The sequence below is a fragment of the Streptomyces nodosus genome (genome assembly GCF_008704995.1).
In the GTDB taxonomy this organism is placed as follows: Bacteria; Actinomycetota; Actinomycetes; order Streptomycetales; family Streptomycetaceae; genus Streptomyces; species Streptomyces nodosus.
In genome coordinates this window covers 2,060,429-2,072,721 of record NZ_CP023747.1, presented here as the reverse complement: position 1 = coordinate 2,072,721, position 12,293 = coordinate 2,060,429, and the positions used below count along the sequence as shown (strand labels likewise).

Genomic DNA, 12,293 nt, shown 5'->3' with positions numbered 1-12,293 from the left:
GGGGGGCCTTTCTGTGAATGTTCACGACGGTTGGTCAGACCGTTCGCAGGGGTTCCGGGCCCGCCGGGGCGTCCGAGATTCGTTCACCAACGGACCTCGCCGATCACGGCCCGAAGTTTCCCCGCATTGAAGCGTGTTGACCAATCGCCGACAACACTTGACGCTCACCCCGCGGAAGACTCCACCTCTCCGTGGCCGGAATGATGGCCTCCGCTCAGTGCTCCGCCCGCCCGTCCGCCCCCTCCCTCCGACACCTGTGCGACCGCCTTCGACCCGCCGGTCACCGTCGTACGACCCCGCCGTCACCGTCACCCCGGCCGGTCGGTGCGGCGGCGCAGGCCGGGGCCCCGACGGCCGCCGCACCCCGCGGGCCGTGTCGGCGCTCGTCCACAGGGCCGCCGCGCTGTCGGCCCCCGCAAGTAGGGTGTGAGACATGGCCGACCCCTCCAGCTACCGCCCCAGACCGGGAGACATCCCGGACTCGCCCGGGGTCTACAGGTTCCGGGACGAGCACCGTCGGGTGATCTACGTCGGAAAGGCGAAAAGTCTGCGCCAGCGCCTGGCGAACTACTTCCAGGACCTGGCGAACCTCCACCCGCGCACCCGCACCATGGTCACCACCGCCGCGTCCGTGGAGTGGACGGTGGTGTCGACGGAGGTCGAGGCCCTTCAGCTGGAGTACACCTGGATCAAAGAGTTCGACCCCCGGTTCAACGTCAAGTACCGCGACGACAAGAGCTACCCCTATCTCGCGGTCACGATGAACGAGGACTTCCCCCGCGTCCAGGTGATGCGTGGCCACAAACGCAAGGGCGTGCGCTACTTCGGGCCGTACGGGCACGCCTGGGCGATCCGCGACACCGTGGATCTGCTGCTGCGCGTCTTCCCCGTGCGCACCTGCTCGGCCGGCGTCTTCAAGAACGCCGCCCGCACCGGCCGCCCCTGTCTGCTCGGCTACATCGGCAAGTGCTCCGCCCCCTGCGTCGGCCGGGTCACCCCCGAGGAACATCGCGACCTGGCCGAGGAGTTCTGCGACTTCATGGCCGGCCGCACGGGGACCTATCTGCGCCGTCTGGAGAAGCGGATGACGGAGGCGGCCGAGGAGATGGAGTACGAGCGGGCGGCCCGTCTGCGCGACGACATCGGGGCCCTGCGGAAGGCCATGGAGAAGAGCGCGGTCGTGCTCACCGACGCCACCGACGCCGACCTGATCGCCGTCGCCGAGGACGAACTCGAGGCGGCCGTACAGATCTTCCATGTGCGCGGCGGTCGCGTGCGCGGCCAGCGCGGCTGGGTGACCGACAAGGTGGAGGACGTCACCACCGCCGCCCTCGTCGAGCACGCCCTCCAGCAGCTCTACGGCGAGGAGACGGGCGACTCGGTGCCCAAGGAGGTCCTGGTCCCCGCCCTGCCCGACCCCATAGAGCCCGTCCAGGACTGGCTCACCGACCGTCGTGGCTCGAATGTGTCGCTGCGCATACCGCAGCGCGGCGACAAGAAGGCGCTCATGGAGACGGTGCAGCGCAACGCCCAGCAGGCGCTCGCGCTGCACAAGACCAAGCGTGCCTCCGACCTGACCACCCGCTCCCGCGCCCTGGAGGAGATCGCCGACGCCCTCGACCTGGACAGCGCCCCGCTCAGGATCGAGTGCTACGACATCTCGCACCTCCAGGGCGAGGACGTCGTGGCCTCCATGGTCGTCTTCGAGGACGGGCTGCAGCGCAAGAGCGAGTACCGCCGCTTCCAGATCAAGGGCTTCGAGGGCCAGGACGACGTCCGGTCCATGCACGAGGTGATCAACCGCCGCTTCAGGCGCTATCTCGCCGAGAAGGAGCGGACGGGGGAGTGGGACGGGGACGCCTCTCTGGAGGACGACGGGCGGCCCAAGCGGTTCGCCTACCCGCCGCAGCTCGTCGTGGTCGACGGCGGCCGGCCCCAGGTCGCCGCGGCCAAGAAGGCGCTGGACGGGCTCGGCATCGACGACATCGCCGTGTGCGGCCTCGCCAAGCGCCTGGAGGAGGTGTGGCTGCCGGACGAGGAGGATCCGGTGGTGCTGCCCCGCACCAGCGAGGGGCTCTACCTGCTCCAGCGCGTCCGTGACGAGGCCCACCGCTTCGCGATCACCTACCAGCGGACCAAGCGGGCCAAGCGTCTGAGGTCGAGCCCCCTTGACGACGTACCGGGCCTCGGCGAGACCCGCAAACAGGCGCTGATCAAGCATTTCGGTTCGGTGAAAAAGCTGAGGTCCGCGACCATCGACCAGATTCAGGAGATTCCCGGCATCGGCCGCAAGACGGCCGAGACGATCGCCGTGGCCCTCGCCCGTACGGCCCCGGCCGCGCCCGCCGTGAACACGGCGACCGGAGAGATCATTGAAGAGGAGGAACCCGGAGCGACGCCGGATTCCCCCGGGGAGCCCGTGACCGCGGGTCCCCCGGACGAGCGACGGGGGCAGGAGACATGACCGAGCACGACCATCGCGAAGAACAACGCCCGGCCGAAGAGGTACGTCCGGCACCGGGCGGGCCCGCTCACGAGGAGACGGGCGAGGAAAGGCCGCGCCAGCCGGCGGGCCAGGAAAACGGAGCTCAGGTGGGTACGGGCATCGAAACAGCCGGGGTGCCGGAGGCGGCCATCCCCGAGCTGGTGATCATCTCCGGAATGTCCGGCGCCGGCCGGTCGACGGCCGCAAAGTGTCTGGAGGACCTCGGCTGGTTCGTCGTCGACAACCTGCCACCCGCACTGATCCCCACCATGGTGGAGCTGGGCGCCCGCTCCCAGGGGAACGTGGCACGGATCGCGGTCGTCGTCGATGTCCGCGGCCGCCGCTTCTTCGACAACCTCCGAGAGTCCCTGGCGGACCTGGAGACGAAGAACGTCACCCGGAGGATCGTGTTCCTGGAGTCCTCCGACGACGCCCTGGTGCGCCGCTTCGAGTCCGTCCGCCGCCCCCACCCCCTCCAGGGCGACGGCCGGATCGTCGACGGCATCGCGGCCGAGCGCGAGCTGCTGCGCGAGCTGCGCGGTGACGCCGATCTGGTGATCGACACCTCCAGCCTCAACGTGCACGAGCTGCGCGCCAAGATGGACGCCCAGTTCGCCGGCGAGGACAAGCCCGAGCTGCGGGCCACCGTGATGTCCTTCGGCTTCAAGTACGGCCTCCCGGTGGACGCCGACCTCGTCGCGGACATGCGCTTCCTGCCCAACCCGCACTGGGTCCCCGAGCTGCGCCCCTACACCGGACTCAACGAGGAGGTGGCCGCCTATGTCTTCAACCAGCCCGGCGCCAAGGAGTTCCTCGACCGCTACGCAGAGCTGCTCCGGCTCGTCGCGGCCGGATACCGCCGTGAGGGCAAGCGGTATGTGACGATCGCCATCGGCTGCACCGGCGGCAAGCACCGCTCGGTCGCCACATCCGAGAAGCTCGCCGCCCGGCTGGCCGCCGAGGGCGTGGAGACCGTGGTCGTGCACCGGGACATGGGGCGCGAGTGACCGGACGTACTCTGCGGCTGAGCAGGCTGCGCCGGGGGGTGTCCGAGGGGCGCGGAGGCCGCCCCGTCGAGGCCCGCGGCGGCCGGGCACGCCGCCGCGGCACCCAGCCCAAGGTGGTCGCCCTCGGCGGCGGCATGGGCCTGTCCGCGTCGCTCGCCGCGCTGCGCCGGATCACCGGGGACCTCACCGCGGTCGTCACCGTCGCCGACGACGGCGGCTCCAGCGGCCGGCTCCGTGACGAGCTGGGGGTGCTCCCGCCCGGCGATCTGCGCAAGGCGCTGGCCGCGCTGTGCGGTGACGACGACTGGGGCCAGACCTGGGCCCGTGTCATCCAGCACCGCTTCCAGACCCAGGGCGACCTGCACGGCCATGCGGTCGGCAATCTGCTGATCGTGGCCCTGTGGGAGCAGCTCGGCGACCATGTCCAGGCCCTCGACCTGGTCGGCAGGCTGCTCGGCGCCCACGGCCGTGTGCTGCCCATGTCCGCTGTGCCCCTGGAGCTCCAGGCGCTGGTCAAAGGGCATGATCCGGAGCGCCCCGAGGAGGTCGGCACCGTGCGGGGGCAGGCCACCGTCGCCCTCACCCCCGGCGAGGTGCAGTCCGTGCATCTGGTGCCGCACGATCCGCCCGCCGTCCCCGAGGCCGTCGACGCGGTCCTGGACGCCGACTGGGTGGTGCTCGGCCCGGGCTCCTGGTTCTCCTCGGTGATGCCGCATCTGCTGGTGCCCGAGCTGCTGGACGCGCTCCTTCAGACCCGGGCGCGCCGGATACTCTCCTTGAACCTCGCCCCGCAGCCGGGAGAGACCGACGGCTTCTCTCCGCAGCGTCATTTGGAGGTTTTGGGACGACACGCCCCTAAACTCGCCCTGGACGTGGTGCTGGCCGACCAGGACGCCGTGCCCGACCGTGCCTTGCTGAACGAGGCCGCCGAGCGGTTCGGCGCCGCGGTCGAGCTGGCGCCGGTGGCCCGCACCGACGGGACCCCGCGGCACGACCCGGAGCTGTTGGCCGCTGCGTACGACCGTATTTTTCGGATGCATGGAAGGATCGGCCCATGGCGATGACGGCAGCGGTGAAGGACGAGGTCTCCCGGCTTCCCGTCACCCGGACCTGCTGCAGGAAGGCGGAGGTCTCGGCGATCCTGCGGTTCGCGGGGGGACTGCACCTGGTCAGCGGCCGCATCGTGATCGAGGCGGAGCTGGACACGGCCATGGCGGCCCGGCGGGTCAAGCGGGACATCCTGGAGATCTTCGGCCACAGTTCCGAGCTGATCGTGATGGCGCCCGGCGGTCTGCGCCGCGGCTCCCGCTATGTGGTGCGGGTGGTCGCGGGTGGTGACCAGCTGGCCCGCCAGACCGGTCTCGTCGACGGCCGGGGCCGGCCGATCCGCGGCCTGCCCCCGCAGGTGGTGTCGGGGGCGACCTGTGACGCCGAGGCGGCCTGGCGCGGCGCCTTCCTGGCGCACGGCTCGCTGACCGAGCCCGGTCGCTCGTCCTCCCTCGAGGTGACCTGCCCCGGACCGGAGGCCGCGCTCGCCCTGGTCGGTGCCGCCCGCCGGCTGTCGATCGCCGCGAAGGCCCGCGAGGTGCGGGGCGTGGACCGGGTGGTGGTCAGGGACGGCGACGCGATCGGCGCCCTGCTCACCCGTCTCGGTGCCCATGAGTCCGTGCTGGCCTGGGAGGAGCGGCGGATGCGCCGCGAGGTCCGCGCCACCGCGAACCGCCTCGCCAACTTCGACGACGCCAATCTGCGCCGCTCGGCCCGTGCCGCCGTCGCGGCAGGCGCGCGGGTGGCCCGCGCCCTGGAGATCCTCGGCGAGGAGGTCCCCGAACACCTCGCGGCCGCGGGCCGACTGCGCATGGAGCACAAGCAGGCGTCCCTGGAGGAGCTGGGCGCCCTCGCCGACCCGCCGCTGACCAAGGACGCGGTCGCGGGCCGTATCCGCCGGCTGCTCGCGATGGCCGACAAGCGGGCCGCGGACATCGGCATCCCGGGCACCGAGTCCACCCTGACGGAGGAGATGGCGGACAACCTCGCGGGCTGACCCGTCCCCCGACACGCCGGTGCCGGCGCCCATCACGGCGCGTCGGCACCGGCGTTGGGCTTCCCGGGGGACGCCGGCCGCGGTCCGCGCCCCCGGCTCGTCGCCTTCCGTCTCTCCCCGATGCGGATGCGGCGCGCAACGCGCCGCCGGGGAGACGGTCCCGGCCGGACGGAGACGGTGCGGGGCCGTGCGGTCCCCAACGGGGTTCTCCGGGCGGGCAGTCGGCGACGGAGGGACCGTCCAGGACCGGCCGGGCGGACGGCGGGTCGACGGCAGTCGGTCGTCCGTCGCCGAAACAGGCGGCCGGGCCGTCCTCTCCGGGCGGTCCGTCCGCGTACCGGCTGGTACGGGCCGCACCACCATGTATGGGACATCTCGATGTCACTCCGGGGGCCGCAGAGGGGTAGGGTCGGGGGTGGTCGGGGACATCCATACAGCTCGCCGGCGTCGAAAGCCGGCGTACCAACGAGGAGATCGGTTACGTGACGATCCGCGTAGGCATCAACGGCTTTGGCCGCATCGGTCGTAACTACTTCCGCGCGCTGCTGGAGCAGGGTGCAGACATCGAGATCGTGGCTGTCAACGACCTGGGTGACACCGCGACCACCGCCCACCTGCTCAAGTACGACACCATCCTGGGCCGCCTCAAGCAGGAGGTCTCGCACACCGCCGACACCATCACCGTCGACGGCAGGACCATCAAGGTCCTCTCCGAGCGCAACCCCGCGGACATCCCGTGGGGTGAACTGGGCGTCGACATCGTCATCGAGTCGACCGGCATCTTCACCAAGAAGGAAGACGCCGAGAAGCACATCGCCGGTGGCGCCAAGAAGGTCATCATCTCGGCTCCTGCCAAGAACGAGGACGTCACCATCGTGATGGGCGTCAACCAGGAGCAGTACGACCCGGCGAACCACCACGTCATCTCCAACGCCTCCTGCACCACCAACTGTGTGGCGCCGATGGCGAAGGTCCTCGACGAGAACTTCGGCATCGTCAAGGGTCTGATGACCACGGTGCACGCGTACACCAACGACCAGCGCATCCTTGACTTCCCGCACAAGGACCTGCGTCGCGCCCGCGCCGCCGCCGAGAACATCATCCCGACCACCACCGGCGCCGCCAAGGCGACCGCCCTGGTGCTGCCGCAGCTCAAGGGCAAGCTGGACGGCATCGCGATGCGCGTCCCGGTCCCGACCGGCTCGGTCACCGACCTGGTCGTCGAGCTCGGCCGCGAGGTCACCAAGGAAGAGGTCAACGCCGCCTTCCAGAAGGCCGCCGAGGGTGAGCTCAAGGGGCTCCTCGACTACACGGAGGACCCGATCGTGTCCTCCGACATCGTCAACGCCCCGGCGTCCTGCACCTTCGACTCCTCCCTGACCATGGTTCAGGACGGCAAGAACGTGAAGATCATCGGTTGGTACGACAACGAGTGGGGTTACTCCAACCGCCTCGTCGACCTGACGGTCTTCGTCGGCAACCAGCTCTGATCGCCGGAGCAGGCGCCTCGATGTGAGCACAGGGCTCGGGCAGCGCACCGTCGCGCTGCCCGAGCCCTGACTCGCGCCGGAGCCCTGACTCACCCACGGCGAGCCCCGGCTCGCGTGCCGATCGATCAGCCCTCGTACGATCAAGAGCCTTCATCAGGAGTCCCCACTTATGAAAACGATCGACGAACTGCTCTCCGAAGGGGTGGCCGGCAAGCGGGTCTTCGTGCGCGCGGACCTCAACGTCCCGCTGGCCGACGGCCTCATCACCGACGACGGCCGCATCCGCGCCGTCCTGCCCACCGTCAAGGCGCTCGCCGACGCGGGCGCCAAGGTGGTCGTCGCCTCCCACCTGGGCCGCCCCAAGGGTGCCCCGGACCCGGCCTTCTCGCTGCTGCCCGCCGCCGAACGCCTCGGTGAACTCCTCGGCGCCCCGGTCGCCTTCGCCCAGGACACCGTCGGCCCCGCCGCCCACGACGCGGTGGACGGCCTTCAGCCCGGCCAGGTCGCCGTCATCGAGAACCTGCGGTTCAACTCGGGCGAGACCGCCAAGGACGACACCGAGCGCGGCGAGTTCGCCGACCGGCTCGCGGCCCTCGCCGATGTGTATGTGGGCGACGGCTTCGGCGCGGTGCACCGCAAGCACGCCTCGGTCTACGACCTGCCGGCCCGGCTGCCGCACTACGCGGGGTACCTGATCGCCACCGAGGTCGGCGTGCTGAGGAAGCTCACCGCCGACGTCCGGCGGCCGTACGCCGTGGTGCTCGGCGGCGCCAAGGTGTCCGACAAGCTCGCCGTGATCGACGAGCTGCTCGGCAAGGCCGACCGGCTGCTCATCGGCGGCGGCATGGCCTACACCTTCCTCAAGGCCAAGGGCTACGAGGTCGGTGGCTCCCTCCTCCAGGAGGACCAGATCCCGGCCGTCACCGAGTACCTCGAGCGCGCGGAGAAGAACGGCGTCGAGCTGCTCCTCCCCGTCGACGTACTGGTCGGCCCCGAGTTCCCGGACCTGAAGACCAAGGCCCCGGCCAACCCCTCGACCGTCGCCGCCGACGCGATTCCGGAGGGCCGGCTGGGCCTGGACATCGGCCCGGCGACCCGCAAGCTGTACGCCTCGAAGCTCGCCGACGCCGGCACCGTCTTCTGGAACGGCCCCATGGGCGTCTTCGAGCACCCCGACTACGCCGAGGGCACCAAGGAGGTCGCCCAGGCCCTCGTCGACTCCCCGGGCTTCACCGTGGTCGGTGGCGGCGACTCCGCCGCGGCCGTCCGTACCCTGGGCTTCGACGAGTCGGCATTCGGCCACATCTCGACCGGTGGCGGCGCCTCCCTCGAATACCTCGAGGGCAAGACGCTCCCCGGCCTCGCCGCACTGGAGGACTGAACCTCGATGAGTACCCGCACGCCGCTGATGGCGGGCAACTGGAAGATGAACCTCAACCACCTCGAGGCCATCGCCCATGTCCAGAAGCTCGCCTTCGCCCTGGCCGACAAGGACTACGACGCCGTCGAGGTCGCCGTCCTGCCCCCCTTCACCGATCTGCGCTCCGTGCAGACCCTGGTCGACGGCGACAAGCTCAAGATCAAGTACGGCGCCCAGGACATCTCGGCGCACGACTCGGGCGCCTACACGGGCGAGATCTCCGGCCCGATGCTGGCCAAGCTGAAGTGCAGCTATGTGGCGATCGGCCACTCCGAGCGCCGGCAGTACCACAACGAGACCGACGAACTGGTGAACGCCAAGGTCAAGACCGCCTACAAGCACGGTCTGACCCCGATCCTGTGTGTGGGCGAGGAACTGGACGTCCGCGAGGCGGGCAACCATGTCTCCCATACGCTCGCGCAGGTCGAGGGCGGTCTGAAGGACCTGCCGGCCGAGCAGGCCGAGACGGTCGTGATCGCCTACGAGCCCGTCTGGGCCATCGGCACGGGCAAGGTCTGCGGTGCCGACGACGCCCAGGAGGTCTGCGCGGCGATCCGCGGCAAGATCGCCGAGCTGTACTCACCGGACGTGGCCGACGCGGTGCGCATCCAGTACGGTGGCTCGGTGAAGTCCGGCAATGTGGCCGAGATCATGGCGAAGCCGGACATCGACGGCGCTCTGGTCGGCGGTGCCTCGCTGGACGCGGACGAGTTCGTCAAGATCATCCGCTTCCGCGACCAGTGAGCGGCGCCCCCCTGGGGCGAATCGACAGGTCGTGAGTATGCGGGAGGGGCGATCCGTCGTACCCTTGCGGGGCCGGAACTGTTGGTCGAAACGTGAAGTTTCAACAAAGGCTCCGGCCCCCGTCGTCCATCCGAATCCGAGGAAGTTGGTCCAGCCGTGGTTTTGGGGTTCTCGATCGCCCTGATCGTCTTCAGCCTGCTGCTGATGCTGCTGGTGCTGATGCACAAGGGGAAGGGCGGCGGCCTCTCCGACATGTTCGGTGGCGGCATGCAGTCCTCCGTCGGCGGCTCCTCGGTCGCCGAGCGCAACCTCGACCGGATCACCATCGTGGTCGGTCTGCTCTGGTTGGCGTGCATTCTGGTGCTCGGCATACTGATGAAGGTCAACAGCTGACGTCGGCCGGGAGCGGCAGACCACATCTCACGTACGTAACGCCCCATGTTCGGTACGGGTCTTCGGACGCGGCCTATCATGGGGCGTGCGTCTAGGGGCGGGGGTAACTCCCATCGCTGGACGCGCGTTGGGCCTTACGTAGACTGAGGCGCTCGCAGCGAAGCGGAACGCCGACTCGCTTTGCGGCACCATCACGCAGGGAGTTACGACCGTGGCAAGTGGCAACGCGATCCGAGGAAGCCGCGTCGGGGCGGGGCCGATGGGCGAGGCCGAGCGTGGCGAGTCCGCGCCGCGTCTGCGCATCTCCTTCTGGTGCTCCAACGGGCACGAGACCCAGCCGAGCTTTGCCAGCGACGCGCAGGTTCCCGACACCTGGGACTGCCCGCGCTGCGGCTTCCCGGCCGGACAGGACCAGGACAGCCCGCCGGACCCGCCGCGCACCGAGCCCTACAAGACGCACCTCGCCTATGTGCGGGAGCGGCGCAGCGATGCGGACGGCGAGGCGATCCTCGCCGAAGCCCTCGCCAAACTGCGGGGCGAGATCTAGACATCACGTCACGTCCCCCGGCCGGGGACCCGGCGCTGTCCGGCATGGGGCCGGACGCCGGAAGGTGTCCGGCCGAGGCCCTTTTCACCGGCGGGCCGCCTCATGGCACCGGTCCCGCTGTCGGCGGTGCCGGCCTTCGCGCCGAGCGCCCTCCGGACCTTCTTCGACCATGCCTCCACGGCGCTGCCGTCCGCCCCGGTGGGCCGTGACGCGCCGACGCCGCCACCTGCCTCGGTGGCCTCCTTGCGGACACGCCCGCCCGCACGGCCGAACGGGCCGCGCTGCCGGTCGCCGCGTTCTTCGTGCTCGCCGTCATCTCATTGACACCCGCGCGCAAGCGGGACGTATCTGTGGGTGCGCCGGACGACGGTGTGATGTCGGCTCACCTCACGCCCTGATCAATTAGGTTGGGAGCGGCAGCGGGGCAAGGTACGCAGTAGCACAGACCAGGAAGAAGGCGGAAGTCCGACATGAATGCAGACAGCCGTACCCGGCTCGACCAGATGCCCGAGTGGAGCGCTCTGGCCCGGCATCGCGAGCAGGCCGGCGAGGTCCGGCTGAGGGACCTGTTCGCGGCGGACCCCGGGCGGGGCGGCGCCTACACCCTCCAGGTCGGCGATCTCCATATCGACTACTCCAAGCACCTGGTCACCGACGAGACCCTGCGGCTGCTGCGTCAGCTGGCCGCCGCGCGGGACGTCTTCGGCCTGCGGGACGCCATGTTCCGCGGGGAGAAGATCAACACCACCGAGGACCGCGCGGTGCTGCACACCGCGCTGCGGGCGCCGCGGGACGCGGTGGTCGAGGTCGACGGGGAGAACGTCGTCCCCAAGGTCCATGAGGTGCTGGACAAGATGGCCGGCTTCGCCGACCGGGTCCGCTCGGGACAGTGGACCGGACACACCGGCAAGCGCATCAAGAACGTGATCAATGTCGGTATCGGCGGCTCCGACCTGGGTCCGGCGATGGCCTACGAGGCGCTGCGGGCCTTCACCGACCGCGATCTGACGGTCCGCTTCGTCTCCAATGTCGACGGTGCCGACCTGCACGAGGCCACCCGCGACCTCGACCCGGCCGAGACCCTCTTCGTGATCGCCTCCAAGACGTTCACCACCATCGAGACGATCACCAATGCGACCTCGGCCCGCGACTGGCTGCTGACCGGGCTGAAGGCGGGTCAGGAAGCGGTCGCCCGGCACTTCGTGGCCCTGTCGACGAACGCCGGCAAGGTCGCCGACTTCGGCATCGACACCGATAACATGTTCGAGTTCTGGGACTGGGTCGGCGGTCGCTACTCCTATGACTCGGCGATCGGCCTCTCCCTGATGATCGCCATCGGTCCGGACCGCTTCCGGGAGATGCTGGACGGCTTCCGCATCGTCGACGACCACTTCCGCACCGCGCCCGCCGAGTCCAATGTGCCGCTGCTGATGGGTCTGCTGGGCATCTGGTACGACGACTTCCATGACGCCCAGACGCATGCCGTGCTGCCGTACTCGCACTATCTGTCGAAGTTCACGGCCTACCTCCAGCAGCTCGACATGGAGTCCAACGGCAAGTCCGTGGACCGTGAGGGACACCGGGTTGACTGGCAGACCGGCCCGGTGGTGTGGGGCACCCCGGGCACCAACGGGCAGCACGCCTACTACCAGCTGATCCACCAGGGCACCAAGCTGATCCCGGCGGACTTCATCGGTTTCGCCCGGCCGGTGGACGAGCTGGAGCCCGGTCTGGCCGCCCAGCACGATCTGCTGATGGCCAACTTCTTCGCGCAGACCCAGGCGCTGGCCTTCGGCAAGACCCCCGAGGAGGTGCGTGCCGAGGGCGTTCCCGAGGAGCTGGTGCCGCACAAGACGTTCCGGGGCGACCGCCCGACCACCACCATCCTTGCCAGGGAACTCACCCCGTCGGTGCTGGGCCAGCTGGTCGCCCTCTATGAGCACAAGGTGTTCGTCCAGGGCGCCGTCTGGAACATCGACTCCTTCGACCAGTGGGGCGTCGAGCTGGGCAAGGTGCTCGCCAAGCGCGTGGAGCCCGCCCTCACCGAAGGTGCCGAGGTGCCGGGGCTCGACGGGTCCACCAAGGCCCTGGTCGCCAAGTACCGCGAGCTGCGCGGCCGCCGGTAGCGGTCGCGGCACGGGGGAGGGCGGCGCGCCGTCCTCC

The 12,293-nt window shown here is 70.0% G+C and carries 10 protein-coding genes; all 10 read left to right on the top strand.

Features of this window, described 5'->3' with window-relative positions; all coding sequences use genetic code 11:
- Positions 1–433 precede the first annotated feature (433 nt).
- The 10 genes from uvrC (at position 434) to pgi (ending at position 12,256) form a co-directional block, all read left to right on the top strand.
- Positions 434–2,464: an excinuclease ABC subunit UvrC gene (uvrC, locus tag CP978_RS09475; RefSeq protein ID WP_043439370.1), complete on the top strand. Its 2,031-nt coding sequence runs from the start codon at positions 434–436 to the stop codon at positions 2,462–2,464.
- Complete coding sequence (gene rapZ, locus CP978_RS09470; RefSeq protein ID WP_043439367.1) at positions 2,461–3,492, top strand: RNase adapter RapZ; 1,032 nt, start codon at positions 2,461–2,463, stop codon at positions 3,490–3,492. The genes uvrC and rapZ overlap by 4 nt, the downstream gene beginning before the upstream one ends.
- A complete protein-coding gene (locus CP978_RS09465) occupies positions 3,489–4,556 on the top strand; it encodes a gluconeogenesis factor YvcK family protein (RefSeq protein ID WP_043439365.1) in 1,068 nt (355 codons plus the stop codon). The genes rapZ and CP978_RS09465 overlap by 4 nt, the downstream gene beginning before the upstream one ends.
- Complete coding sequence (gene whiA / locus CP978_RS09460) at positions 4,547–5,536, top strand: DNA-binding protein WhiA (protein ID WP_043439363.1); 990 nt, start codon at positions 4,547–4,549, stop codon at positions 5,534–5,536. Before CP978_RS09465 ends, whiA begins: the two co-directional genes overlap by 10 nt.
- A 482-nt stretch (positions 5,537–6,018) precedes the next feature.
- Positions 6,019–7,026, top strand: a complete 1,008-nt coding sequence (gene gap, locus CP978_RS09455) for a type I glyceraldehyde-3-phosphate dehydrogenase (protein ID WP_043439361.1) — start codon at positions 6,019–6,021, stop codon at positions 7,024–7,026.
- A gap of 169 nt (positions 7,027–7,195) precedes the next feature.
- Positions 7,196–8,407, top strand: a complete 1,212-nt coding sequence (locus CP978_RS09450; RefSeq protein ID WP_043439358.1) for a phosphoglycerate kinase — start codon at positions 7,196–7,198, stop codon at positions 8,405–8,407.
- A gap of 6 nt (positions 8,408–8,413) precedes the next feature.
- A complete protein-coding gene (gene tpiA, locus CP978_RS09445) occupies positions 8,414–9,190 on the top strand; it encodes a triose-phosphate isomerase (RefSeq protein WP_043439355.1) in 777 nt (258 codons plus the stop codon).
- A 156-nt stretch (positions 9,191–9,346) separates the two neighbouring features.
- A complete protein-coding gene (gene secG, locus CP978_RS09440; protein ID WP_174498616.1) occupies positions 9,347–9,583 on the top strand; it encodes a preprotein translocase subunit SecG in 237 nt (78 codons plus the stop codon).
- 211 nt (positions 9,584–9,794) lie between these two features.
- Positions 9,795–10,130 (top strand): RNA polymerase-binding protein RbpA, encoded by a 336-nt coding sequence (locus tag CP978_RS09435; RefSeq protein ID WP_079162067.1) that lies wholly within the window; start codon positions 9,795–9,797, stop codon positions 10,128–10,130.
- Positions 10,131–10,600: 470 nt separating this feature from the next.
- The gene (gene pgi / locus CP978_RS09430) at positions 10,601–12,256 is read left to right on the top strand and encodes a glucose-6-phosphate isomerase (RefSeq protein WP_043439348.1); all 1,656 of its coding nucleotides are present in this window, start codon (positions 10,601–10,603) and stop codon (positions 12,254–12,256) included.
- Positions 12,257–12,293 lie beyond the last annotated feature (37 nt).